Consider the following 23320-nt stretch of genomic DNA (forward strand, 5'->3'; position numbering starts at 1 on the left):
TGATACAAACTAATTCTAAAGAACTAGTTCGAAATAATTATTGCCAATACTTCATGATAGAAATAGCCGATAGCGGGCTTATTTGGCTAAAATTGCCTCTCCTTTTAACTCAAGCCAAATTATGGCATTATTCACACTCGTATGTTTATGGAAAATAAAAACGGTTCACTTATGAAAACCAGCGCCCGCAACCAACTGCCCGGTAAAATCACTGCCGTTAAACACGGCCCCGTTACCAGCGAAATTACTCTCCAGCTGGCCAACGGCATGAGCTTGGTCGGCACCGTAACCGAAGAAAGCTGCCGCGAGCTCGGCTTGGCCGAAGGCGGCTTGGCCACCGCGCTGATTAAAGCCAGCAACATCATCGTGGCCACCGATCTGCACCCAATGAAACTCTCCGCCCGCAACCAGCTCTCCGGCCTGGTTACCCATGTTGAACGCGGTACGGTAAACTCCATCGTCAGCATCGACATCGGCGGCGGCCTCATCCTGACTGCCGGCATCACCATGCAAAGCACCGAAACCCTCGATTTACACCCCGGCCAGAAGGTTACCGCCATTTTCAAAGCCGGCAGCGTGATTTTGGGCGTAGTCGCTTAACACCTGTCCAAGCACAGTCACTAAAGGCTACCTGAAAACAGAGTTCCAACCGAACCATGTTTTCAGGTAGCCTTTTTTCGTTTGGCAAAATAGCGGCTGCATAGCAGATTACTCTTGAATCCAAACAAGGCGATGCAGCGCCATACCCTTAAACTTGACCCGCCATTTACCGCCCTATACCGCAATTCTATCTAATCCCTTCGGCTGATGACATATGTTCAACGAGCAAGTTAGATTCACGCAATCTTAACCAAACTATACACAAGTCATCATTATGTCTCCCCGTTTCCCCCGCAACGCCATCCTGCTCGGCCTGCTGGCCTTGGCCGCCGCCCCGCAAACCTTTGCCGAGGGCACCAATCCCGAAGACCAATCCTTCGAATTAGGCCAAATCACCATCACCGGCCGCCGCACCCGCAGCAGCGATGCCGGCGAGCACACCGTTACCGCCGAAGACATCCGCCGCGGCAACAGCCAAAATATCGCCCAAGCACTCGAACCCCTGCCCGGCATAAACATCGACTTCTCCGGCGGCCGCAACGAAACCGGCCTGCGCGTGCGCGGCTACGATGCCCGCCAAGTGCCGCTGTTCCTCGACGGCATCCCGCAATACGTCCCCTATGACGGCTATGTGGACTTCGCCCGCTTTCTCACCCCCGGCCTCTCCTCAATCCGCGTGGCCAAGAGCGGCGCCTCGCTGATGTACGGCCCCAATACTCTGGGCGGCGCCATCAATTTGGTTACGCGCAAACCGGGCAAACCGTTCGAAGGCGACATCAATGTCGGCTTCGACGACACCGTCGGCCACAACCTGTCCGCCAACTTCGGCTCCAACACCGGCCGCTTCTATGTTCAGGGCGGTTTTGCCTATTCGGATTCCGACCGCTTCCACCTGCCGCACCATTTCCGCGACCCCAAACGCCGCCCCACCGACACCGGCTCCTACCGCGAAAACGCCGCCCGCACCGACCGCCACTACTCGCTCAAACTCGGCCTCACCCCCAACCTCACCGACGAATACGCCATCGGCTACAGCGGCATCCGCAGCGAAAAACAGCAGCCCGCCTATGTCGGCACGGCCAACCAAAGCCCCCGCTTCTGGCGCTGGCCGTATTGGGACAAAGACAGCTACTACTTCATCGGCAACATCAGCCTCGGCGAAGCCAACCGCCTGAAAATCCGCGCCTACCGCGACACCTACAAAAACGGCTTGCAGGCATACCGGGACAGCGGCTACCGAGTGCCCGACGGCGATATCAGCGCCTACAAAGACCGCACCACCGGCCTGAGCGTCAATTTTTCCACCGCCGTGTGGCAAAACCAGCTGTGGCAAATCGGCTACCAATACAAAGCCGACCGCCACCACGACTTAGGCAGCGACCAAGTTTTCCGCGACGCCGCCCACCAAATCGCCATCGAACACCAAATCGACTTCACCCCCGCCTGGCGGCTGCGCAGCGGCGTAGACTACGAACGCCTCGCCGCCAAAGAACTGCCCGCCACGTTTCACCGCGGCAAAACCTCTTCGGTAAACGGCCTCGTCGAACTGAGCTACCGTCCGAACGAAAACCACAGCTTCTACGGCACGGTATCGAGCAAATCACGCTTCCCCAGCCTGAAAGACCGCTACTCCTACCGCCTCGGGCGCGCCATCCCCAATCCCGATTTGGAATCTGAGCGTGCCAACCACTTCGAACTCGGTTGGCGCGGCAAACCGTGGGCCGGGGCAGAAGCCGAAGCCGCCGTGTTCTACAGCCGCCTGCACAACGAAATTCAAAGCGCCTACGTGCCAGACCCTACCGGCCGCACCTGCCGCCGCTCCCCCGTACGCGGCTACTGCCAGCAAACCCAAAACATCGGCCGCACCCGCCACACCGGCATCGAACTCAGCCTGCGGCAGAGCATCGGCAGCCAATGGACGCTCGGCGCCGCCTACGGCTACCTGAACCGCAAAGACCTAGGCAGCACCGACACCCCGATGCTGAACACCCCCAGCCACAAATTCTCCGCCTATGCCGAATACCGCCCCGTCGAGCGCGTCAGCCTGCACGCCTCCGTGCTGGCCGAAACCGGCCGCAAATCCTCCTACGGCAACAGCACGCGCACCCTCGGCGGCTACGCGGTTTACAACGCCAAAGGGGTTTGGCGCATCCGCGAAGGCCTGAGCTGGGAAGCCGGCGTAGAAAACATCGGCAACCGCCATTACGAACTGAGCGACGGCTACCCCATGCCCGGCCGCACCTGGTTCACCAACCTGCGCTACGTGTTTTAAACCGTAAACGGCCTGCATTTTCAGGTAGCCTGACGGTTCGGGCTACCTGAAAGCACAACTGCGCAACCCATAGCAGATTAAATCGGCCGCCAACACCAGGCGGCACATTACAGGCAGCGCGCGTAGGGCAAAGCAACGCCGTGGCAACAATTCATCCGCAATAAACATTTACCTGCCCGCACATGGCAAATAAGCAGCACCGCCGCCCGGCGGCGCAATACGGCAGACTTTGCCCGCCCATATTTCCCGCCGCCAAACCGCCGCGCCTTGCAGCGAGCACAGCCACCCGCGCCTTGCCAAAGCCGGGTATGGTGCAGGCCGAATCGGCTTCCAGCACTAGGCGAACCGGCGCCGTAGCAAAAGTTAAGCCGGTTTGCTATAAATATAGATAAAGCAGGCCGACCCTATTTTCAGGTAGCCTCTCCCAAGGGCTACCTGAAAACCCAACGCGCTGGAATTTCAGCAAAATTAAACCCCTCCAACCCAAGCCGGTTCCCACCATGAACGATTTCTCCACCGCCGCCGTTATCTACAGCGATGAAGGCGATGCCGCTAACGCCGCGCTGTGGCAAGCCGCCGCCGAATTGCGCCGCCTCGGTTTCCGCCCCGGCGGCCTGCTCAACCCGCTCGACGGGCAAGGCCGCCACATCAAATCCCGCCTCGTTTCCATTGCCGACGGCGTGGAGTTTTCCATTTTCCAAAACCTCGGCAGCGGCTCAACCGGCTGCAAACTCGACGACGGCAGGCTGGCCGCGGCGGGCGCGGCCGTGCGCGAAGCCGTCCGGTCGCACGCCGATTTGGTGTTCGTCAACAAATTCGGCCACGCCGAAATAGAAAACCGCGGGCTTTTGGCCGAATACCTTGCCGCCGCCGCCGCAGGTATCCCCGTGCTCACCTGCCTGCACCGCAACTATCTGGCCGACTGGCGCGACTTCTGCGGCGGCGAAGGCGTCGAACTGGCCGTCGATGCCGATGCCGCGGCCGCTTGGGCGCTGGCCGCCATCGCCCAAAGGCGCGGAGCCGGCGCATGATCAGCCGCCGCGATTTCCTCCGCAGCCTCATGGCCGGCAGCCTGCTACTGGCCGGCTGCCGCCCCCATGAAAACGATGCGCCCGAAGCCCCCGCTTCCGCCCCCCAATCCGCCTCCGGCCTGCTGCACATCTTCGGGCTACCTGAAAACGAACGCAGTGAGTTTCTGCGCAGCAAAAGCAACACCCGCGCCTTCCGCCGCCTGTATGCCGCCGGGCCGCCCGCCGAAGTGCTGCTCTACGCACTGGCACCGGAGCGCCTCGTCGGTTGGACGGCGCAAAAACGGCCGCAGGCACTGGCTATGCTGAGCGAAGCCTCCCGCCACCTGCCCCCGCTCGGCGGCATCAACGGGCGCGGCTCGCCCATATCGCTCGAACGCCTACTGGCAGAAAAAATCGACGCAGTGGTAGACGTCGGCGTAGTGAGCGAAGCCACCGTTTCCACCGCCCAGCAAACCGCCAAACAGCTCGGCGTGCCCTACTTGCTGCTGGAAGGCAGGCTGGCGCAGTCAGCAGAACAAATCCGCCAGCTGGGCAGCCTCATCGCCTCGCCGCACACCGAACGCCTCGCCACACTGGCCGAACAGGCACTCGCCTTCGCACAACGCGAAGCCGCCGCCCGCAGCCGCCCCGTCAGCGTTTATCTGGCTCGCGGCCGCGACGGGCTGGAAACCGGCCGCCGCAACTCCATCCACACCGAAGTGGCCGAACTCTTAGGCGCGCGCAATGTGGGCGACGCACTCGCAGGCGGCGGCCTGGCACAGGTTTCCATCGAACAGATCATCCTGTGGCAGCCCGACTGGATTCTCACTCAAGAAGCCGATTTTGCCGTTCAGGTAGCCCGCAACCCGCTGTGGAAAAACGTGAAAGCCGTGCGCAAAGGCCGCATCGGCCTGCTGCCGCGCCTGCCCTACGGCTGGATCGACGGCCCGCCCGGCATCAACCGCCTGCCCGGCCTCTACGCACTGGCCGCCATCCTGTCCGGCCAGCCGCCGGCACGCTACCGCGAACAAATCCTGCCCCTGCTCGAAGCGCTGTACCACCACCACCCCGACCCCACGCAACAACGCCTGCTCGGGCTGGCCTAAACGGCACGCCCGCCCGCGGTATAGTGAATTAACAAAAACCAGTACAGCGTTGTCTCGCTTTGCCGTACTATCTGTACTGTCTGCGGCTCGCCGCCTTGTCCTGATTTTTGTTAATTCACTATAATATCGGCAATTCCGAAGCCGTGTGAAGCACGCTGCAACCCCGCTGCTTGCCAAACCCACCGAAGCCGCGCCTTCAGGCAGTTTTTTGCCGCCAAAATGCGCCGGTAAGGCATTTCGGCTATAGACAATTTCCCCGCCAAACGGCACAATGCGGCTTCTTTCCAACCCATCCTATCCAGAAAGGAAATCTGATGAAAAAATACCTGTTTGCCGCCGCCGTGCTGGCTGCCGTTGCCGCTCCTGCCGCCCAGGCCAAAACCCTGCAGCAAATGCGCAACGAATTCGTGAGCGCCTGCGCCCAGTCTGCCACGGCCAACGGCAGCTCCCTGAGCCAGCAAATGGCCCGCACCCTCTGCTCCTGCACCTTCGACGAAACTGGAAAACAATACGGCACCCGCTGGAAAGCCACACTGGATGCCTACGACCGCACCGGCAACGATCAACAGTTTGAAAGCCGTATGCGCCGCAACACCGAAGTGTACATCAACCGCCATTTCAACCGCCGCTAAACGGCATACAGGCAGCCTGCCTTTTCGCAGGCTGCCTAATTTTTATCCTTAACCCCTCCACATCAAAATTTTATGTTTAAAAAACTCCTCCCCGCCCTATTCCTCCTCGCCCTCATTCCTGCCGCTTCCGCCAATGGCCCCACATACAGCCCACGCGATTTGTTTATCAGCCGCTGCACCGGCGAAACCGCAACCACCGGCATTTCCCGCCAATCAGCAGCCAATATCTGCGCCTGCACGTTCGACCAAATCAGCAGCCGCTACGGCAACAACTGGCTGCAAACCCTCGACAGCCAAGACATCGGCAACAAACCGGAACTCACCCGCTTCATCGACACCGCTACCCGGCAATGCGTCTCCCGCCATATGCCCCGATGAATGCGGCATGATTCAAACCCAATTTTCAGGTAGCCTTTGCCCGTCATCATAAAGGCTACCTGAAAACACAAACCCCACTGCTTAAGGAAACTCATCATGCTTATTCGCCGCCTGTTCCCCGCAGTACTTGTCCTCACCGCCCTCGCCGCCTGCCAAACCACCGGCAGCAACACCGCCAACCAAGCTCCCACCACCCCGCGCAGCAGCTTCGTTAACGCCTGCGCCGACAATGCCGCCGAATGGCGGATGACCCCCAACCAAGCCGCCGGCGTTTGCGCCTGTGCCTACGACAAAGTCAGCAGCCGCTACGGCCACAACTGGATTCGCCAGCCCGCCAACCCCAACACCCCGCTGGGCCGCTATTTCATCAGCAGCGTGCGCCAATGTGCCGCCCGCCCCAACGCCAATGCCAACCCCAACCGCCGCAGCATTGCCAGCCACCGCAGCGCCTTCCTCGATCTCTGCACTTCCCGCAATATCGGTACCCCCGCCCAAACCCGCCGCATCTGCGCCTGCACCTACGACACCCTGCGCAGCCGCTACACCGCCGCCCAATGGCAGCAACATATCAACAACGACACCAACCCCGACCGTGATCCCGTGCTCAACCGCCGCATGAATGAAGCCGCCAATACCTGCGTGCGCCGCCACCTCACCCGCTGAGTTTCAGCCAAAACCTTTTTCAGGTAGCCCCAAACCGGCAAAGGCTACCTGAAAACCACAGCCGCCAAGGAAGCCCACCATGAAACCCATCCTCTTTCTATCCGTTCTACTCGTCCTTACCGCCTGCGCCTCTAATTCCGCAGTCGGCACTTCCCGCAGCGGCTTCATCGCCCAATGCACCTCGCGGTTCAACGGCCGCGCCAACACCGCCCAGCTGCGCCGCCTATGCGCCTGCACCTACGACACCCTGCGCAGCCGCTACAGCGCCCGCGAATGGCAACGCGTTACCACCGCCTACGACCGAGGCCAAAGCAATCCCGTCCTCGAACGTCAGATGAGCACTGCCGCAAACAGCTGCGTCCGCCGTTATCCCGTGCGCTGAATTTACAGCCAACTCCCTTCACCACACCTCTTTCAGGTAGCCCCATGCCCCAACCCCGCACCCTGCCCGCCGACTTCGCCGCCGCCTACCGCGAACGCATGGCCGAACTCGGCTTCAGCGAAAAACCCGCCGCCGAATGGGACGACAAAGCCCCGAGCTTCAGCGCCAAAGTCAGCCAGCCCAGCCCCTACGCCGATGCCTTTATCGCCCGAATGCACCTCCGCCCCGGCGACACCCTGCTCGACGTCGGCTGCGGCCCCGGCGTCCTCGCCCTGCGCCTCGCCCCCAAAGTGCAGCGCCTCTACGGCCTCGACTACAGCAGCGGCATGCTCAGCTGCCTGGAAGCCAACGCCCAAGCCGCCGGCCTCGCCAACATCACCCCCATCCACCTGAGCAAAGAAGACAGCTGGCACAACGTGCCCGTGTGCGACATCGTCGTTTCCTCCCGCAGCGGGCTCGACCGCGACCTCGCCGCCCTCTTCGCCAAACTCAGCGCCCACGCCCGCCGCAGCGTGTATTTCACCATCCTGGCCGACGGCCATTTCAACCCGCCCCAAATCAGCCGCCTGCTCGGCCAAGAGCGTAGCCCCTACCCCGGCTACATCTACGCCCTCAACATCCTCTACCAAATGGGCTACGATCCCACCCTCAGCTACATCACCACCCCCGGCCGCCTCGCCGACTGCACCCAACTGCCCGACTTCCTGCAGCGCATGGCCGCCGCCTACGGCGCGCTCACCCCCGAACACACCCGACTCCTCACCCAATTCTTCCACCGCCACCACAACCAATTCGCCGAAGCCCCCTTCGCCATGAAATGGGCACTCCTGAGCTGGCATACCGGAGAGGCCGCCACATAAACAAGCGGAAACAACACGACGGTTTCCCGCAAAAAAGGCTACCTGAAATTTTCAGGTAGCCTTTTCCCCGCCGCTTGACTTCACACGCGGCGGATGCTGTCTTTATAGTGCCCTGCGCGTTCGCCGCCGATCAGGCGCGGGCGGCTGGCCAGGGCGCAGACGTGGGCGCCACCCAATTCGCGCTGCTGCGGGCGCAGGGGGATTTGCACGTGTTTGATGTGCATACCGATGGAAGTGTCGCCGATGTCGAGCCCGGCGTGGGCGGTGATGAACTCCACTTCCACCGGGTCGCGCATATATTTGAAGGCGGCCAGCTGCGCACTGCCGCCTGCGTGCAGGCCGGGCAATACGTTCACGATTTCCAGCCCGTATTTTTCGGCCAGCTCCCGCTCCACGGCCAAGGCGCGGTTGATGTGCTCGCAGCCTTGCACGGCGAGGTAGATTTTGCGTTCGTTCAGGATGTCGAGCAGGGTTTTCACGATCACTTCGCCCACTTCCTGATTGGAATTCTTGCCGATACGGCCGCCGACCACTTCGCTGGTGGACAGGCCGAGCACGAAAATCTGCCCTTCGCCGATGGCGGATTGGTGCAGGATATCGAGCGCAAGGGCACGGGTTTGTTCGGCCAATTGGGTTAGATCCATGAGATGCCTCCTTTATGCTTATTTTTGCTTATTGCCGCCAATCAGGCAGCTAGAAAGATTTTAGCAGCTTCATGCGGAGGCGGTTTTGATGGAGGCTAAGATACGACTCGGCGGTTGGCAAAAGGCTACCTGAAAACGAAGCTTCAACGCAGCCAAACACAGCACAGCGGAATTTCTGCGAAGCTAAAAACTTTCAGGTAGCCTTCACACATTAGTATCCTGTTCCCCTTTGCGCCTCATGCCGGCGCAGGCACTTCCTTTTCTTTGCTTCGCCAAAGAAAAGGAAGCAAAAGAAAGGCGACTGCGGGCACAGGTTTGGCTTCGCCAAACTTCCCTCACTGCACACGGTTTTTCGGGCGGGCTCGCAACTTGCGGCTTCGCCAGCAGACGGGTGGCAAGCTTGCTTAAGGAGTGGTGCTTATTTTGTTTTTGTCGGTATTGTGAATTAGTACAAATCAATACTGCCTTGACTCATCTTATATCGATGTGTTGATTGGCCATAGATTGGCAAACTCAAACAAAACGTCGGCGTGGCAATATCAATCTACAATAAATACGCCATAACAAAAGGCTACCTGAAATTTTCAGGTAGCCTCTTTTCCTTTCCTGCCCACTGGCTATTCGCCCTCCCCGCCCTACTTTTTCACCAGCCGCCGTTCATACACGGATTGCGCCAGCGTGCCGGCGTCGATGTATTCCAGCTCGCTGCCCAACGGCATGCCTTGCGCCAGGCGGCTGACGCGGTAGGGCAGGTTTTTAAACAGCTCGGCCAGCACATAGGCGGTGGCGTTGCCTTCGGGGGTAAAGGCGGTGGCGATGATCACTTCTTCCACTTCGCTCTCTTGCAGGCGGGCAACGAGTTTGTCGAGCGCGATGTGCTGCAAATCCATGCCCTGCGCGGGACTGATTTGCCCCATGAGCACGAAATAGAGGCCGTCGTGGCAATGGGCGGCTTCCATGCCGGCCACGTCGGCGGGCAGGTGCACAATCATCAGGCGGCGGCCGTCGCGTGAGGGGTCGGCGCAGATGGCGCAGAGTTCGCCTTCGCAGAAGGTGTTGCACAGGCGGCAATGCTGCACGGCGGTGAGGGCGTGCTGCAGGGCGGCGGCCAGCTCGGCGGCGCCTTCGCGCTTGTGGCGCAGCAGTTCATAAGCCATGCGGCGGGCGGATTTGGGGCCGACATTGGGCAAAACTTCGAGGGCTTGGGTGAGGCGGGTGAAGGCATCGGTTTTTTTGCGGGTCATGGTTTGGGTTTCAGGTAGCCTGTTCACTCTTCCGGGTCGGTATGCAGGTAAAACAGGAATTCCGTGAACGAATCGGCAATCAGGATGGTGTTTTTCGCGAAGTTGGCTTCCGTGCTGATGTTGTCGCTCCACACGTCGCGCACATAGTAGTAAATCCTGCCGCTGTTTTGGTGCAGGCAGATGTAGTTGCCGCCCCAATCAAAGGCGTAGGGGATTAAATCGGGCGGCACTTCCATGTTCTCCCATTCGTTTACCGCCCTGCCCTCTAAGGTGAAATCGGGGTCGTCGCCAAAATCGCGGGCGTATTTGACGGCGATGAAATCGCTGATTTCGATATAGTCGTAATCGATGTTGGGGTTTTCAAATACGGGTTTGTTGGGTGTGCCGCCGTTCCACTTCAAATAGTGCGCCTTAAAGTCTGCGGGGAAGGAGACCTCTAATTTGTTTTCCACTTCCCGCATTTCTTGTTCGGAAATATTTTTTTCGCAATCGTGACATTCCAGCATTTTTGTGCCGCCTCCTGAATCAATCGGTATGCTTTCAGGTAGCCTTTCTTTGGGCAGGCTACCTGAAATCCTGCGGCTATTCGCTGGCTTCGCTGCTGTCTTCCGCTGCGGCGGGGCTGTCGGACGGGGGCGGGGGCGGCAGCAGGTTGTTGAGCGTGAGGGCGGCGGGGTTGAGCACGGGGTGGCCGCTGAAGGAGGCGCTGTAGCCGCCGGTGCTGTTGCCGCGGATGGTGGTTTGCACGCCCAGCGGGAAGGTGGCGATGTCGCTGATGTGGCCGAAAGGGAAGCCGGTGAGCACGGGGATGCCGCTGATGCGGCGCAGGGTGCGGATCACGCTGGAGAGGTCGTAGCCGCCGTCGTATACGTCGCGCGCGCTGCCCATGCGGAAGTTGCCGAGCACGATGGCCTGTTGCCTCTTGAGGATGCCGGCCAGATGTAGGGTTTGCAGCATGCGTTCGAGGCGGTAGGGCTGTTCGCCCACGTCTTCGAGGAAGAGGATGCCGCCTTCGGGCTGCGGCAGGTAGGCCGAGCCGGCCAGGGAGGCAATCACGCTGAGGTTGCCGCCCCACATGGTGCCGTGCAGGGTGGGCACGTTGGCGGCCTGCACTTCTGATACTTGAATGCTCAAATCGGCGCGGGTGCTGCCGTCGATAAAGGCTTGCATGGTGTACACCGAGGGCTGGGCCTTGCCGAAGGCGCTATAAAGCATGGGGCCGGCGAAGCTGCACATATTGCCTTGGGCGAGCAGGGCGAGCTGGATGGCGCACACGTCGCTGAAGCCGAAAAGCTGGGTGCCGTGTTCGCGCATGCGTGCGCCGAGCGAGGGCCAGTCGATATGGGGCAGCAGGCGCACGGCGCCGTAGCCGCCGCGCATGCCCATCAGCACTTGCGGGGTGGGCACTTTGCCGGAAGCCACGTCTTGGAAATCGGCGATGCGTTCGGCATCGGTGCCGGCAAACCGCTGGCTGCGGCGCTCCACGGCCTGCTGGTTGGTGATGGTGAAACCGGCGTTATACAGGCGCAACAGCCCGGCCTGCGCCTGTTCGGGCTTGGGCGCGAAGCCGGAAGGGGCCACCACGCGCAAGGTGGTGCCGCTGCCGCTGCGGACGGGGCGGGCCGGCGCATTGCTGCTGCCTATGCTGCTCTGGTTGGTCGGCAGCACGGGCATGGCGGGCGCACTGCATGCCTGCAACACGCCTGCCCCGGCCAGGGTGGCGGAGGCGCTGAGAAAACGGCGGCGGGAAAGATGGGGGAGGAGCATGGGGTTTCCTTAATCATTGAGTGGAGGCTACCTGAAAGCGCAAGCTTCAACGCAGTTAAAACGAAAAATCAAACTGAGGTTCAGACAACCTGTTAGTAGTGTGGAGGCTACCTGAAAATATTGTGTCAACCATGTTTCAGGTAGCCTTTGCATTGGGCAGACAACGGGCATTATACCAGCCCGTCTGTTTCTTCCCCCTTAGCCAACAGCTCGGCCACCTGCCGCTGCCAGCCTTCCGGCAGCTCGGGCACGGCTTCGCGGCGCGAGGCGGCCCAAATCGAATCGGGGAAAAACGCATCATTTTCAAAACGGGCAATCACATGCCAATGCAGGTGCGGCACTTGGTTGCCGAAGCTGGCCAGATTGATTTTAGCCGGGCGCAACACCCGGCGCATCGCCGCTTCGGTGCGCCACACCGCCGCCATCATTTCCTGCCGCGCTGCTGCGGGCAAATCCGTCATCTCGGCCACATGGTCGCGCCAAATCACGCGGCAAAACGCGGGCGCGGCGGGCGTGTCGTTTACAGCAATCACGCGCAGGCGGCAGGTTTGCCACAGCACGGTTTCATTTTCGGCACGGCACAGCGGGCAGGAGGCGGGCATTTCGGTTCCTTCGAGGTGGTTTAACGAATCGGGGCAAGGGTATAGCACGGCGGCGGGTTTGCCAAGTGCGGGCGGGAGAAAGGCTACCTGAAAGCGCAGCTTCAACGAAGTTAAAACGAAATCTTGGCGAAGCCAAGGCTGAGTTTCTGCGAAGCTAAAGCGCCGCTTCAACGAAGTTAAAACTTCTCTTTCAGGTAGCCTTTACCTCGCCCGCCGGATTGGCTATATTCAAGCTATCGCTTCCTTCCTACTGCGTTGGCTCGCCTTGTAGGAAGAAATCATGATTTCAGCCACATTCCTCCCCCTCCCAAGGATTTCCCCATGCGCTTCTTCCGCCGCCAGCAGCAATCGCGCCGCCGCACCGTGCGGCTGGTGGTGTGCTATGTGCTGGCACTGATCGGCACAGTCGCCATCACTTCCGCCGGGCTCGGCAGCCTGCCGTTTTTGTTCGGTGCTAAAGTAGGGCACAGCCTGTGGTGGTATTACCTGCCGCCCGCCCTGTTTGTGTGTGCGCTCACCATCGGCCTGAGCCTGCACCGCCTGCGCGAGTTGCGGCGTGGCGGCGAAGCGATAGCCAAGCGGCTGGGCGGCGAAGCCTTGCAGCTGGCCGACGCCACCTTTGCCGAACGGCGGCTGCTCAACGTGGTGGCGGAAACTGCGCTGTCCGCCGGCCTGCCCACCCCGCCGGTGTACCTGCTGCGCCGCGACGGCAGCATCAACGCCTTTGCCGCCGGCATGAGCCCGCGCAGCGCCGTCATCGGCGTTACCCAAGGCGCCATCAACCTGCTCACGCGCGACGAGCTGCAAGCCATCGTTGCCCACGAATTCAGCCACATCCGCAACGGCGACATGCGCCTCAACTGCTCCCTGGCCGCCTGGCTGCACGGCCTGCAGGGCATCGCCAGCAGCGGGCGCTATTTCCTCTACGGCCGCGACGACGAACACTATCTGGAATACCGCCGCCGCAAAAATGTAGACAACCATCCTTTCGACAACGGCGTGGAAATCGTGATGCAGTCCCTGCCGCTGCAAGCCCTCGGCGTCCTCCTGATTGCGCTGGGCTCGGCGGGCAGCGTGTTCGCCCTCTGGCTGCAGGCCGCCGTGTGCCGCGAGCGCGAATTTATGGCCGACGCCTCCGCCGTGCAGCTCACCCGCCAAACCGCCCCGCTCATCGAAGCGCTGCGCAAAAGTGCCCGCACCGCCTCCTGCCGCCTCGCCTCCCCCGAAGCCCCCGAATACGCCCACCTGATGTTCGGCCGCATCCGCCCCGGCGGCCTCGCCGCCACCCACCCGCCGCTCATCGAACGCATCCGCAGGCTCGATGCCGCCGCCGCGCGCCGACTGGCCGGGGAACTGGCCGACGCCGACAGCTTCGCCCTGCCCTCCTCCGTCCACCTCAGCTTCGCCGCCCCGCAGCCGATGAGCGCCGAGGCCGAAGAAGCCGAAAACCTCTACCGCCAGCGGCAGGCCCTGATGCAGGCGCGCATCCGCCGCTGCCGCCCGCACACCCCGCCGCTGCAGCTGCCCGCCGACTGGCAGGCCGCCGCCTACGACGGCGAACACGCAGCCGCAGCCCTGCTCTGCCTGTTCCAAGTGCCCGCCCCGCCCGCCGAATACCGGCACCACGGCGGCATCAGCCCCTTCGTTTGGCAACAGCTCGCCCGCCTGCGGCAACACCCCCTGCTGCCCGGCGCCGAACTGCTCGAACACCTCCTGCCCGCCCTCGTGATGCAGGAAGACCATGTCCTGCAAGCCCTGCTCGACCAAATCCGCCGCTGCCGCCCCCAGCCCGCCACTCCCGAACAAGACCACCTTTGGCTGCTGCTCGAAGCCTACCTCGCCCCCACCCCGCCGCCCGGCCGCCTCGCGCAACACCCCGCTGCCGAAGCCCTGACCCGCGCCGCCGAACTCACGCCCGAGCAGCTGTACACCGCCGTAAACGCCGCCCTGCTGCTCACCGACCCCGCCAAAACCGCCCTGCTGCGCCCCCTCGCCGCCACCCTCCCCGCCAACAGCCCCCTGCTCTGGCGCTATCTCTGCGTGCGCCTCGATGTCGGCGCCTGGCACTTCGGCCTGGCAGGCAGCAAAAGCTAAAGGCTACCTGAAACCTCCCCGCTGCCGTTTTTCAGGTAGCCTTCAGCCAAACAAAAACACATTCCAAAAGGAAAGCCATGAAACGCCTGCCTACCCTCCTCTCCTGCCTTTTTCTCCTTACCGCCTGCCAGAAAGACCCTGCCATGCCCACCGCCGCCTCCAGCCCGCAACCCCCGCAAACTAACGAACCACAAACCAGCGAGCCGCAAATTACCGAGCCGCGAACCAACGAAGAAATCCGCGCCACCGCCGAAAAATTCCTCGCCCAATACCGCTATCTCGATGCGGCCTCCTGGGCATACAAGCTCCAACAGCGCGGCGTGACCCTGCCGCCGCACCTGCAGGCCGTACTGGACGAAATGCACTACGACCCCGAAGCCCCGCTATCCACCGGCAGCATCTTCGCCCTCAGTCCGCAGCAAATCGCCCGCCTGCAACCCAAAGCCGAAAACGGCGATACCGCCGCCGCCATCCGACTCTCCCAATACTACCGCATGGCCTCCGGATTCACCCCCGAAGACAAACGCCTGGCCGACTACTGGGACGCCAAAGCCGCCGGCGCCAGCCAAGCGCAATAAAACCGCAGGCAAAAAAAGGCTACCTGAAACGCAACGCAGCAAGGTTCCTGCGAAGCCAAATTTTCAGGTAGCCTTCTTCCGCCCGCACCGCACGGATGCTTTAATCCCCCCTTCCCGCTACAATAGCCCCTTTTTTCCACCCCGCCCGCCATGAACATCCGCTTCGGCAACACCGCATTCCGCCCGCACCCGCACGGCAGCGCCGTCACCATCGGCAATTTCGACGGCGTCCACCTCGGCCACCGCCACATCCTCGAACGCCTGCGCCATGAAGCCGACGAGCGCGGCCTCGCCGCCGTGGCCATCGTATTCGAGCCCCAGCCGCAAGAGTTTTTCAGCCGGCAGCGCGGCGCAGAAAAACCCTTCCGCCTCAGCCCCCTGCGCGAAAAACTGCGCCTGCTGCGCGACACCGGCTGCCTCGACGCCGTATGGGTGCTGCGTTTCAACGCCCGCCTTGCCGCCGTATCCGCCGCCGATTTCATCCAACACTTGCTCATCGAACAGCTGCACACCCGCCACCTACTCATCGGCGACGACTTCCGCTTCGGCGCAGGCCGCCAAGGCGACTTCAGCCTCCTCAGCCGCCGCCCCGAATTCACCACCGAGCGCACCCCCTCCGTGATGGTGCGAGACGTGCGCGCCAGCAGCACCCTCGTGCGCCAAGCCCTCAGCGAAGGCCGCCTCGGCTATGCAGAAAGCCTGCTCGGCCACCCCTATTCCCTCAGCGGCCGCGTAAAACACGGCGCCAAGCTCGGCCGCACCATCGGCTGCCCCACCGCCAACCTCCACCTCCCCCCGTACCGCTACCCCCTCTGCGGCGTATTCGTCATCGCCGCCCACGGCACATTCGGCACACGCTACGGCGTGGCCAGCTTCGGCCGAAACCCCACCGTATCCAGCCTGCCCACGCAAAAACTGGAAGCCCACCTGTTCGACTTTGCCGGCCAACTCTACGGCCAACGCCTGCGCATCGACTTCCTGCACAAACTGCGCGACGAAGCCAAATTCCCCGGCCTGCCCGAGCTGCAGGCGCAAATCGCCACCGACATCGCCCAAGCCCGCGATTGGCTGGCACAACACCAGCGATAACCCCGCCATCACGCATCGGTCATATTGCCGAACCTGACTGATACACAAAAGGCTACCTGAAAAATGAATTTCAGGTAGCCTGCTCATTTGCAGGGTGTAGGGTGCGTGCGGTATGCACGCACGCGGCTTGGGAATAACAGGCAACTTGGCATAACGGGCAACGGCGTGCGCGCCTGCGGCGCACACCCTACACGCCCTCAAACAGCAGCCGATAAATCGGATGAAGAAAGGCTACCTGAAATTTCAGGTAGCCTTTGCGTTGCAGACAAGCGCGGCGGTTTAAAAGCGCAGGCCGGCGCGAATGCCGAAGGCGTGCGTGCGGCTGGTGGACGAATCGAGATGGATGCCGGCATGGTCGCGGGCGGGGGTTTTAGAATGAGCGTATTGGTAATACGAGCCGAAGGTTAGTGCCATATTTTGGCCAAGCTGTTTCTGTGCGTCCACACCTAAGCTAATGTGGTAGCCTCTGCTTTTGTATGTTTCATCAGGCACATGGGGATAAGCCTGCGACCATTTGGTTTCTTCCCGAATGCGCAGACCGACTTGGACTTCGCCCCACGGGGTGATGCTCCAACCGCTGCCCAAAGCCTGCTCGTATTCCACCTGTGCTTTCAGGTATAGGCCGCTTGAATCGTTGTCCACGAGATTCGGGGCGTGGACGGTGCGGTGTGCGCGGGCTTTGTCGCTACTATAGCTATAGAGCAAACCTCCACCCACACGCAGACCGCCCTGTTTGAACCCGGACGGGGAATACAGATAGCCTGCATACAGATCAATGATGTCGTTCTTACCACCGTCCACCAGAGTCTGGCCGTTATGTTTAAAATCATAACTCATATGGGCATAGTCCAGTTCGGCACGGACGGCGTGCTGCTGTGCCAGCGGGATATCGGCACGGCCGGTCAGGGTAAAGGCGTCTATACTGCCTTTGCTGCCATCGTTACTTTTTTGATTGGCGTGTTTGTAGCCGGTGGTAACGGTATAGCGCCCGTCTTTAATCGGGTGCAGCGGGGTTTCTTGGGAATCGGGCGCGGCGGATGCGGCGGCGGCGAAGGAAAGGATGGCAAGGGCGAGTAGGGTTTTCTGCATAATTCGGTCTCCTTGGAATGGGGATTGAACGATGCTGCAAAAGCCCGAAAAAAGGGCTGCACAGCGGGGGCTGCACAGCGGGGGCTGAGGCGGCAAACCTGCCTGCGGCGGTTTGCCGCCTCAGCCAAACTTATTATCAATCATCCGAGCCTAGGCTTACAATTCTAGCAGCAGGTTTTGCCTTTATTAACAAAGGCAGCCAAAACTGGCGTAGCCCGCTCCGCCTGCCGCAAAAGGCTACCTGAAAAATAAATTTCAGGTAGCCTGCCCATTTTTGAAATGTAGGGTGTGTGCGGAACGCACGCACGCGGCTTGGGAATAACGGGCTACGGCGTGCGTGCCTGCGGCACACACCCTACACCCCACCTTAGGCTACCTGAAAAACCATAAGCCGGATTCCCGCACCCGACGCCCTATCCAAGGCTACCTGAAATTTTAGCTACGCTACGTTTTCAGGTAGCCTTTTTGCCGCGCATCAAACCGGCCTGCCGCCGCCATACCCAAGCCCCTGCGGATTTGCTATGCTAGGCCGCATCCCTTCCCCAAACTACAAAGGAGACTCCCATGACCTACCGCGCCCCCGTAAACGAACTCTTATTCGCCCTGCAAACCCACGGCAACCTGGCCGAAATCGCCCGATGGTATGCCGAAAGCGGCCTGGACGAAGACACCGCCGCCGCCATCATCGAAGAAGCGGCCAAGTTCAGCGAAGAAGTCTTCCTGCCCACTAGCCGCACCGGCGATTTGCACGGCGCGCGCCTGGAAAACGGCAAAGTCGTCACCCATCCCGACCTTGCCGCCGCCTACCAAGCCTTCTGCGAAGCCGGCTGGCCCGGCCTGCGCGCCCCTGCGGAGTACGGCGGCCAAGGCCTGCCTGCGGTGATTTCCGCCGCGTGCGAAGAAATGTACTACTGCGGCAACCTCGCCCTCTCGCTGCTGCCCATGCTCACCGTGGCCGCGGTGGAAACCATTGCCAAGCACGGCTCCGAAGAGCAAAAGCAAACCTTCCTGCCCAAAATGGTGCAAGGCCTCTGGAGCGGCACCATGAACCTCTCCGAGCCGCAGGCCGGCACCGACCTTTCCCAAGTGGCCACCAAAGCCGTGCCGCAGGAAGACGGCAGCTACCGCATCAGCGGCCAGAAAACCTTCATCACCTGGGGCGAACACGAACTGGCCGAAAACATCATCCACCTCGTGCTCGCCCGCCTGCCCGGCACCACCTCCGGCATCAAAAGCCTTTCGCTGTTTATCGTGCCCAAATACAAAATCCAGCCCGACGGCAGCATCGGCGGGAAAAACGGCGTGTCCGCCACCGCCATCGAACACAAAATGGGTATCCACGCCAGCCCCACCTGCGTGATGCAGTTCGACGAAGCCGAAGGCTACCTCATCGGCAAAGCCGGGCGCGGCCTGCTTTATATGTTCACCATGATGAGCCATGCCCGCCTGGGCGTGGGCATCGAAGGCCATGCCGTGGCCGAGGCCGCCTACCAGCAGGCGCTGGCCTACGCCCACGAGCGCATCCAAGGCAGCGCGCCCGACGGCACCCCGCTCACCATCATCCACCACCCCGACGTCGCCCGCATGCTGCTGGTGCAAAAAGCCACCATCGCCGCCCAGCGCGCCCTGTATCTCCAGGCCGCCGCCGAGCTCGATGCCTCACACAAACACCCCGAACCCGCCACCAAAAAAGCCGCCAAAGGCCGGCTCGACTACCTCATCCCCATCGTTAAAGCCTGGTGCAGCGACAACGGCACCGTGCTCGCCAACCTGGCCATGCAGGTGTTCGGCGGCGCAGGCTATATCGAAGAAACCGGCATCGCCCAGCTCGTGCGCGACGTGCGCATCACCGCCATCTACGAAGGCACCAACGGCGTGCAGGCCGCCGACCTCGCCCGCAAAACCGTATCCGACAAAGGCAGCCTCGTGCGCACCCTGCTCGCCGAAGCCCAGCAGACTGCCAACGAGCTCGCCGCCATCGAACCCGCCACCGCCGAGCCGCTCCGGCACACCCTCGAATTGGCCGAACGCAGCACCGCCCTCCTCGTGCAGCAACACGAAACCAACCCCGCTGCCACCGCCCTCAACGCTGCCGCCTATCTGGAGCAAATCTCCCTCACCCTCGGCGCGGCCGCCCTGGCGCAAAACTTCCTCGCCGCGCGCAACGCAGAAGCACGCTTCGGCAGCGCATTCTGCCAAGCCCAGCAGCACACCGCCCGCGCCTACCTCGCCTACGTGCTGCCCCAAGCCCACGCCTGCGCCGAACGCATCCGCCAAGGCGCCGAGCCCCTGCTCGCCGTGCCGTTTAAAGCCTTCGCTTCGTCTTAAAATGCGGCATGACAAAGGCTACCTGAAAACGCAGAACCGCTTTTCAGGTAGCCTCTCAATATCTCTTCCAGCCACAAGGAAAACCGATGGAACAACACATCAACTACATTACGCTCGGCGTGGCCGACCTTGCCGAATCGCGCCATTTTTATCGGGAGGTATTCGGCTGGCAGGAAACGGCAGGCAGCAACGAAAATATTGCCTTTTTCCAAGCCGGAAACGCGCTGCTGCTCGCCCTGTTCGGCCAATCCGCCCTGGCGCGCGACGCACAAATACCGGAGCAAAGCAGCGGCTTCCCACGCTTTACCTTGGCGCACAACGTGGGCAGCGAAGCCGAAGTGGACGCACTGTTTGCCGGGTTTGCCTCAAAAAACGCCAACATCATCAAATCCCCGCAGAAAGTGTTCTGGGGCGGCTACAGCGGCTACCTCGCCGACCCCGACGGCTTTTTGTGGGAAATCGCATTTAATCCGTTTTTGCAGAAATTGCGCTGAAACCGCGCTTTCAGGTAGCCTCTACGGCAAACCTACAACCGTCAAGAGTGCAGTTTCCGCGGCGGAGTGGAAATCAACAGCGTTGTTTACACCTTCGGCTTTTGCTTGAAGACCCGTTTGAGCAAAACCAAAGCTGTCTGCCGTAGAAAAAGTGTAACCAACGCGACGCTTTCCTACACAAAAGGCTACCTGAAATTTTCAGGTAGCCTTTTCATCTTGGCGGCATTACAGCGGCAAATCTCGATTGGATTCTTCAAAACGGCCTTTGCGCAGGGTTTCCAATTCATCGAGCAGTTGCAGGATCAGCGCGGTGGCGGGCACGCTGGCCTCGAAGTCGCGGCTGATGCGGCGGGCGCGGCGGATGCGGGCGAGCTGCCAGCCGCTGAAACCGGCCTCGCGCGGGCTGCCCTGCACAGAAATGATTTCTTCCTCGATAACATTAACCACCCAATCGGCATCGCCGTCGCAGGCGCGCACGATTTCGTTGAAGGTGAGCTGAATATCTTGTTCGCGGTTCATGGTTTATCCTTTCATTCCGTAATGCTCGGCCAGCTGCTGCCAGGCTGCACGGTCGGCTTCGCTCATGGTTTCCGGCAGGGTGATGTTGATGATGAGGTAGAGGTCGCCGGCTTCTTTGGCGGGAATGCCTTTGCCTTTGAGGCGCAGGTTTTGGCCGCTGTGGCTGTTGGCGGGAATGTTGATGTTGAGTTTGCCGGCGGGTGTGTCGATGGCGGTTTTGCCGCCGAGCGCGGCTATCCAAGGCATCACATCGATGCGCTGGTACACGTCTTTGCGGTTTTTCACATACAGCGTGTCGCTTTCGCGGAAGCGGATTTTTAAATAGAGGTCGCCGTTTGCGCCGCCGTTGAAGCCGGGCAGGCCTTGGCCGCGCAGGCGGATTTGCTGGCCTTCGCTGATGCCTTTGGGGATTTTCACCTGCAGGGTTTTGCGCTCGTAGGCCATTTGGCCGCCCGCGCCGAGGGTGGGCATATCGAGGCTGAGCGAGCGTTCGCCGCCGGTGTAGGCTGCGGCGAGGTCGATCGTCAGCTCGGCGTGCTGGTCTTCGCCGGGGATGGGGCCGGTTTGGCGCTGGCGGCCTGCTCCGGCGTGGCCGAAGGCGGAGAATATGTCGTCGAAACGGAAGTCGCCGCTGCCGAAGGGCTGGCCTTCGCCGAAGCGGCTGCTGTCGAAGTGGTGGTATTGTCCGAAGTCTTGGCCGGGGTCGAAACCGCCCGCGCCGCCGTGGGCGCTGCCGGCGCGGCCAAAGGGGTTGGCCAGCATTTCATCGTATTCGGCGCGTTTGGCCTCGTCTTTCAGGGTGTTATAGGCGAGGTTGATTTCGCTGGTTTTTTGGTCGGCATCGGGGTCTTTGCTGACATCGGGGTGGTATTGGCGCACCAGCTTGCGGTAGGCCTTTTTGATGTCGGCCAGGCTGGCATCTTTGGCCACGCCGAGGATGTCGTAATAGGTTTTCTGGTTGGCACTCATAGATTGGATATTCCGTGGAATGGATAAAAATCAGGCAGCACCTCTTGCGCTGAACGCGGGGCTAGGGCTGGCTGAAAGCCGTAGTGCAGAGATGCGCGGCTGCAAATACAAGTGGGAGATGGGGCTGGACATGGGGAAATCAATACGCGGTTTGCGGCGGGCAAACTCTGTGTCCGCGCGAAAAGGCATGCTTAATCAGGCCGTTTTGTTTGCGCGATTGGGAAAGGCTACCTGAAAACCGGAAACCTGTTTTTCAGGTAGCCTCTAGTCCATTAGCCGCCATTCCAAACCGCGTGCGTGCGTTCCGCACACACCCTACGCCTCGCAATAGAAAGGCTACCTGAAAATTTCAGGTAGCCTTTTCTCAGCGCATCACATTGCGCCAATCCTGTTCGAAATAATGCACCAGAATCTGTGTGTTCAGATAGTTTGGCTGCACATCGCGGCGCACCATATCGGGCGGGAAGCGGAACATTTCGGCGGCGGTGTCGGCGTTTAGAAAGCGGGTAGGCACGCTGAATTGCGTGGGCATGGGAAAATCGGGCTCGCGGGCGGCCAGTACGAAGCCCCATTCGCCGAAGGAGGGCACATACACATGATAGGGCGCGGTGGCGAGCCCGGCGGCCTCCAGCGTGGCCACCACCGACCAATAGGCGTTCGGGGCGAAATAGGGCGAGGTGGATTGCACCACGATTTTGCCGCCGGGCGCGAGATGCCGCGCCACCAGCCGATACATGGGCACGGAATAGAGCTTGCCCAGCGAGAAGTTGGAGGGGTCGGGCAGGTCGATGATGATGACGTTGAACTTTTCCTGAGCCTGTTCCAGCCATTTGGCGGCGTCGTCGTTTACCACGCGCACTTTGGGGCTGGCGAGCGAGCCGGCGTTGAGGCGGCTTAATTCGGCGGAGGTGCGGAAGGTGCTGGTCATTTGCGGGTCGAGGTCGACCAGGGTGATGCCCTTCACTTGCGGGTATTTCAGCACTTCACGCGCGGCCAAGCCGTCGCCGCCGCCCAGAATCAGCACGTTTTGCGCCTGCCCGCCCACCATCTGCATGGCGGGCAGCACGAGGGCTTCATGGTAGCGGGCTTCGTCGCGCGAGGAGAATTGCAGGTTGCCGTTGATGTAGAGGCGCAGGTCGTCGTGCCATTTGGTGATCACCAGGCGCTGGTAGGGCGAATGGCTTTCGTACACCACCGGGTCGCCGAAATAGCTTTGTTCGGCCAGAAAGGTGATGCGGTTGGCGGCGGCGAAGGCGGCCAGCAGGCAGGCCAGCACGATGCCGCCGCGCAGCTGGATGGCGCGGTAGCGCGGCAGCTCCGCCTTGAAGGCGCGCGCGGTGAGCACGGCCACGGCGGCGTTGAGCAGGCCGAACAGCAGGGCGGAACGCGCCATGCCCAGCCGGGGCGCGAGCACCAGCGGGAACAGCAGCGACACGGCCAGCGCGCCCAAATAATCAAACGTCAGCACTTTGGCCACCAGGTCTTTAAAATCGGCCTGCCGCCGGTTTAGCACGCGCATCACCAGTGGAATTTCCATACCCACCACGATGCCCACCACCAGCACCAGCGCATACAGCAGCGTGCGGAACGGCGCGGCAGCCAGCCCGAACACCACAAACAGCACCAAGGCCGACACCCCGCCGAGGATGCCCACCAGCAATTCGATTTCGATAAAGCGCGAGAGCGCGTCTTCATCGCGGATGTATTTGGTGAGGTGCGCGCCGATGCCCATGGCGAAGAGGTAGAGGCCGATGATGGAGGAAAACTGCAAAATGCTGTCGCCCAGCAAATAGCTGGCCAGCGCGGCAATGATGAGTTCATACGCCAGCCCGCAGCTGGCCACGATGAAAACGGAGATGATTAGGGTGCGGTCGGGTTTCATGTTTCAGGTAGCCTTGATGATGGGCTGAATTATATAGCTAAAGCCATGCCTTTTTTCATCAGGTTTCTTACAGGGGCCAGCAAAGGGATGCTCGGTAGCGAATGGTAAAGGCTACCTG

General features: G+C 61.2%; 23 protein-coding genes. 14 read left to right on the forward strand and 9 right to left on the reverse strand.

Annotated features, from left to right (window positions below; all coding sequences use genetic code 11):
* The first annotated feature begins 171 nt into the window (after positions 1-171).
* The 9 genes from A7Q00_RS03310 to A7Q00_RS03350 all read left to right on the forward strand — a co-directional run bounded on the left by A7Q00_RS03310 (position 172) and on the right by A7Q00_RS03350 (position 7903).
* Positions 172-600, forward strand: a complete 429-nt coding sequence (locus A7Q00_RS03310; protein WP_064089244.1) for a TOBE domain-containing protein — start codon at positions 172-174, stop codon at positions 598-600.
* Positions 601-874: 274 nt separating this feature from the next.
* Positions 875-2872, forward strand: a complete 1998-nt coding sequence (locus A7Q00_RS03315) for a TonB-dependent receptor plug domain-containing protein (RefSeq protein ID WP_064089214.1) — start codon at positions 875-877, stop codon at positions 2870-2872.
* A 500-nt stretch (positions 2873-3372) separates the two neighbouring features.
* Complete coding sequence (locus A7Q00_RS03320; protein ID WP_064089215.1) at positions 3373-3903, forward strand: DUF2478 domain-containing protein; 531 nt, start codon at positions 3373-3375, stop codon at positions 3901-3903.
* On the forward strand, positions 3900-4988 hold the full coding sequence (locus A7Q00_RS03325) for an ABC transporter substrate-binding protein (protein WP_064089216.1): 1089 nt from the start codon (positions 3900-3902) through the stop codon (positions 4986-4988). The genes A7Q00_RS03320 and A7Q00_RS03325 overlap by 4 nt, the downstream gene beginning before the upstream one ends.
* Before the next feature lie 314 nt (positions 4989-5302).
* A complete protein-coding gene (locus tag A7Q00_RS03330) occupies positions 5303-5620 on the forward strand; it encodes a hypothetical protein (RefSeq protein WP_064089217.1) in 318 nt (105 codons plus the stop codon).
* Between the two features lie 72 nt (positions 5621-5692).
* A complete protein-coding gene (locus A7Q00_RS03335; protein ID WP_064089218.1) occupies positions 5693-5998 on the forward strand; it encodes a hypothetical protein in 306 nt (101 codons plus the stop codon).
* 96 nt (positions 5999-6094) lie between these two features.
* Complete coding sequence (locus A7Q00_RS03340) at positions 6095-6661, forward strand: hypothetical protein (protein ID WP_064089219.1); 567 nt, start codon at positions 6095-6097, stop codon at positions 6659-6661.
* 79 nt (positions 6662-6740) lie between these two features.
* Complete coding sequence (locus A7Q00_RS13850; protein WP_064089220.1) at positions 6741-7043, forward strand: hypothetical protein; 303 nt, start codon at positions 6741-6743, stop codon at positions 7041-7043.
* A 44-nt stretch (positions 7044-7087) separates the two neighbouring features.
* Entirely contained in the window at positions 7088-7903 is an 816-nt protein-coding gene (locus tag A7Q00_RS03350; protein ID WP_064089221.1) for a class I SAM-dependent methyltransferase, read from the forward strand.
* 80 nt (positions 7904-7983) lie between these two features.
* Here the strand turns inward: A7Q00_RS03350 and A7Q00_RS03355 are convergent, their stop codons facing one another.
* From A7Q00_RS03355 to A7Q00_RS03375, 5 genes are all read right to left on the reverse strand, one after another.
* Entirely contained in the window at positions 7984-8547 is a 564-nt protein-coding gene (locus A7Q00_RS03355; RefSeq protein ID WP_064089222.1) for a TIGR01440 family protein, read from the reverse strand.
* A 635-nt stretch (positions 8548-9182) separates the two neighbouring features.
* The gene (gene recR, locus A7Q00_RS03360; protein ID WP_064089223.1) at positions 9183-9791 is read right to left on the reverse strand and encodes a recombination mediator RecR; all 609 of its coding nucleotides are present in this window, start codon (positions 9789-9791) and stop codon (positions 9183-9185) included.
* Between the two features lie 23 nt (positions 9792-9814).
* Positions 9815-10297: an SMI1/KNR4 family protein gene (locus A7Q00_RS03365; protein ID WP_064089224.1), complete on the reverse strand. Its 483-nt coding sequence runs from the start codon at positions 10295-10297 to the stop codon at positions 9815-9817.
* 76 nt (positions 10298-10373) lie between these two features.
* Positions 10374-11558 carry an LD-carboxypeptidase gene (locus A7Q00_RS03370; protein ID WP_064089225.1) on the reverse strand — a complete coding sequence of 395 codons (1185 nt, stop codon included), beginning with the start codon at positions 11556-11558 and terminating at the stop codon, positions 10374-10376.
* A 170-nt stretch (positions 11559-11728) separates the two neighbouring features.
* The gene (locus A7Q00_RS03375) at positions 11729-12160 is read right to left on the reverse strand and encodes an HIT family protein (RefSeq protein ID WP_064089245.1); all 432 of its coding nucleotides are present in this window, start codon (positions 12158-12160) and stop codon (positions 11729-11731) included.
* Positions 12161-12481: 321 nt separating this feature from the next.
* On the opposite strand from A7Q00_RS03375, the gene A7Q00_RS03380 reads away from it, so the two are divergent.
* The 3 genes from A7Q00_RS03380 to ribF all read left to right on the forward strand — a co-directional run bounded on the left by A7Q00_RS03380 (position 12482) and on the right by ribF (position 15921).
* Positions 12482-14254, forward strand: coding sequence for a M48 family metalloprotease (locus A7Q00_RS03380; protein WP_064089226.1), 1773 nt, complete (start codon positions 12482-12484; stop codon positions 14252-14254).
* A gap of 77 nt (positions 14255-14331) precedes the next feature.
* Positions 14332-14832: a hypothetical protein gene (locus A7Q00_RS03385; protein ID WP_064089227.1), complete on the forward strand. Its 501-nt coding sequence runs from the start codon at positions 14332-14334 to the stop codon at positions 14830-14832.
* 150 nt (positions 14833-14982) lie between these two features.
* A complete protein-coding gene (gene ribF / locus A7Q00_RS03390; protein ID WP_064089228.1) occupies positions 14983-15921 on the forward strand; it encodes a bifunctional riboflavin kinase/FAD synthetase in 939 nt (312 codons plus the stop codon).
* Positions 15922-16200: 279 nt separating this feature from the next.
* Here ribF and A7Q00_RS03395 read toward each other — a convergent pair whose 3' ends face one another.
* The gene (locus A7Q00_RS03395; protein ID WP_064089229.1) at positions 16201-17010 is read right to left on the reverse strand and encodes an autotransporter domain-containing protein; all 810 of its coding nucleotides are present in this window, start codon (positions 17008-17010) and stop codon (positions 16201-16203) included.
* A gap of 564 nt (positions 17011-17574) precedes the next feature.
* Between A7Q00_RS03395 and A7Q00_RS03400 the strand changes: the two genes are divergently transcribed.
* Together A7Q00_RS03400 and A7Q00_RS03405 are read left to right on the forward strand one after the other, a co-directional pair.
* Positions 17575-19338: an acyl-CoA dehydrogenase family protein gene (locus A7Q00_RS03400; protein WP_064089230.1), complete on the forward strand. Its 1764-nt coding sequence runs from the start codon at positions 17575-17577 to the stop codon at positions 19336-19338.
* A gap of 86 nt (positions 19339-19424) precedes the next feature.
* Positions 19425-19832, forward strand: a complete 408-nt coding sequence (locus tag A7Q00_RS03405; RefSeq protein ID WP_064089231.1) for a VOC family protein — start codon at positions 19425-19427, stop codon at positions 19830-19832.
* 225 nt (positions 19833-20057) lie between these two features.
* Here A7Q00_RS03405 and A7Q00_RS03410 read toward each other — a convergent pair whose 3' ends face one another.
* From A7Q00_RS03410 to A7Q00_RS03425, 3 genes are all read right to left on the reverse strand, one after another.
* On the reverse strand, positions 20058-20351 hold the full coding sequence (locus A7Q00_RS03410) for a chaperone modulator CbpM (protein WP_064089232.1): 294 nt from the start codon (positions 20349-20351) through the stop codon (positions 20058-20060).
* A 3-nt stretch (positions 20352-20354) separates the two neighbouring features.
* On the reverse strand, positions 20355-21320 hold the full coding sequence (locus A7Q00_RS03415) for a DnaJ C-terminal domain-containing protein (RefSeq protein WP_064089233.1): 966 nt from the start codon (positions 21318-21320) through the stop codon (positions 20355-20357).
* 364 nt (positions 21321-21684) lie between these two features.
* Positions 21685-23202, reverse strand: coding sequence for a polyamine aminopropyltransferase (locus tag A7Q00_RS03425; protein WP_064089235.1), 1518 nt, complete (start codon positions 23200-23202; stop codon positions 21685-21687).
* Positions 23203-23320 lie beyond the last annotated feature (118 nt).

The sequence above is a fragment of the Eikenella halliae genome (assembly GCF_001648475.1).
Classification (GTDB): domain Bacteria; phylum Pseudomonadota; class Gammaproteobacteria; order Burkholderiales; family Neisseriaceae; genus Eikenella; species Eikenella halliae.

Bases quoted from the DNA above. Each gene is read 5' to 3' on its own strand.
- A7Q00_RS03325 (WP_064089216.1), top strand. From the start codon at position 3,900: ATGATCAGCCGCCGCGATTTCCTCCGCAGCCTCATGGCCGGCAGCCTG.
- A7Q00_RS03405 (WP_064089231.1), top strand. From the start codon at position 19,425: ATGGAACAACACATCAACTACATTACGCTCGGCGTGGCCGACCTTGCC.
- A7Q00_RS03340 (WP_064089219.1), top strand. From the start codon at position 6,095: ATGCTTATTCGCCGCCTGTTCCCCGCAGTACTTGTCCTCACCGCCCTC.
- A7Q00_RS03310 (WP_064089244.1), top strand. From the start codon at position 172: ATGAAAACCAGCGCCCGCAACCAACTGCCCGGTAAAATCACTGCCGTT.
- A7Q00_RS03355 (WP_064089222.1), bottom strand. From the start codon at position 8,547: ATGGATCTAACCCAATTGGCCGAACAAACCCGTGCCCTTGCGCTCGAT.
- A7Q00_RS03370 (WP_064089225.1), bottom strand. From the start codon at position 11,558: ATGCTCCTCCCCCATCTTTCCCGCCGCCGTTTTCTCAGCGCCTCCGCC.
- A7Q00_RS03375 (WP_064089245.1), bottom strand. From the start codon at position 12,160: ATGCCCGCCTCCTGCCCGCTGTGCCGTGCCGAAAATGAAACCGTGCTG.
- A7Q00_RS03350 (WP_064089221.1), top strand. From the start codon at position 7,088: ATGCCCCAACCCCGCACCCTGCCCGCCGACTTCGCCGCCGCCTACCGC.
- A7Q00_RS03425 (WP_064089235.1), bottom strand. From the start codon at position 23,202: ATGAAACCCGACCGCACCCTAATCATCTCCGTTTTCATCGTGGCCAGC.
- recR (WP_064089223.1), bottom strand. From the start codon at position 9,791: ATGACCCGCAAAAAAACCGATGCCTTCACCCGCCTCACCCAAGCCCTC.
- A7Q00_RS03385 (WP_064089227.1), top strand. From the start codon at position 14,332: ATGAAACGCCTGCCTACCCTCCTCTCCTGCCTTTTTCTCCTTACCGCC.
- A7Q00_RS03395 (WP_064089229.1), bottom strand. From the start codon at position 17,010: ATGCAGAAAACCCTACTCGCCCTTGCCATCCTTTCCTTCGCCGCCGCC.
- A7Q00_RS03380 (WP_064089226.1), top strand. From the start codon at position 12,482: ATGCGCTTCTTCCGCCGCCAGCAGCAATCGCGCCGCCGCACCGTGCGG.
- A7Q00_RS03410 (WP_064089232.1), bottom strand. From the start codon at position 20,351: ATGAACCGCGAACAAGATATTCAGCTCACCTTCAACGAAATCGTGCGC.
- A7Q00_RS03415 (WP_064089233.1), bottom strand. From the start codon at position 21,320: ATGAGTGCCAACCAGAAAACCTATTACGACATCCTCGGCGTGGCCAAA.
- A7Q00_RS13850 (WP_064089220.1), top strand. From the start codon at position 6,741: ATGAAACCCATCCTCTTTCTATCCGTTCTACTCGTCCTTACCGCCTGC.
- A7Q00_RS03335 (WP_064089218.1), top strand. From the start codon at position 5,693: ATGTTTAAAAAACTCCTCCCCGCCCTATTCCTCCTCGCCCTCATTCCT.
- A7Q00_RS03315 (WP_064089214.1), top strand. From the start codon at position 875: ATGTCTCCCCGTTTCCCCCGCAACGCCATCCTGCTCGGCCTGCTGGCC.
- A7Q00_RS03400 (WP_064089230.1), top strand. From the start codon at position 17,575: ATGACCTACCGCGCCCCCGTAAACGAACTCTTATTCGCCCTGCAAACC.
- A7Q00_RS03320 (WP_064089215.1), top strand. From the start codon at position 3,373: ATGAACGATTTCTCCACCGCCGCCGTTATCTACAGCGATGAAGGCGAT.
- A7Q00_RS03365 (WP_064089224.1), bottom strand. From the start codon at position 10,297: ATGCTGGAATGTCACGATTGCGAAAAAAATATTTCCGAACAAGAAATG.
- ribF (WP_064089228.1), top strand. From the start codon at position 14,983: ATGAACATCCGCTTCGGCAACACCGCATTCCGCCCGCACCCGCACGGC.
- A7Q00_RS03330 (WP_064089217.1), top strand. From the start codon at position 5,303: ATGAAAAAATACCTGTTTGCCGCCGCCGTGCTGGCTGCCGTTGCCGCT.